The sequence below is a fragment of the Microbacterium sp. ZXX196 genome (assembly GCF_009709595.1).
In the GTDB taxonomy this organism is placed as follows: domain Bacteria; phylum Actinomycetota; class Actinomycetes; order Actinomycetales; family Microbacteriaceae; genus Microbacterium; species Microbacterium excoecariae.
The window spans coordinates 1-252 of sequence record NZ_WMEE01000374.1 but is presented as its reverse complement, the minus strand read 5'-3'; the positions used below and the strand labels follow the sequence as shown (position 1 = coordinate 252).

Annotated in this window: 1 protein-coding gene; it reads right to left on the bottom strand. The window is 68.7% G+C overall.

Annotated features, from left to right (window positions below; translation table 11 throughout):
* Positions 1-239, bottom strand: a 239-nt coding sequence (locus tag GJQ66_RS13385) for a snapalysin family zinc-dependent metalloprotease (RefSeq protein ID WP_368732943.1), incomplete at its 3' end; no start/stop codon positions are given.
* Positions 240-252: the final 13 nt, after the last annotated feature.

Below are 252 nucleotides of genomic sequence, written 5' to 3'. Positions count from 1 at the left end.
GGGCCGCCGCCCGACATCAGCTCGCTGCAGGGGCCCGAGTAGTGGTCGGGCAGGCCGAGCACGTGGCCCGTCTCGTGGGCCACCACACGGGTGGAGTTGTACTGCTGGTTCTGCCGGTAGTCGAGGAAGATGTAGCCCCGCCCGTGACCGTCGGTGCTCGCGTAGGAGCCGCGGGCGTCGTTGCCCTCGCGGTACGTGAAGTCGGCCCGGGAGCCTTCCTGGAGCTTCACGTTGTTCACGGAGCTGTTCCAG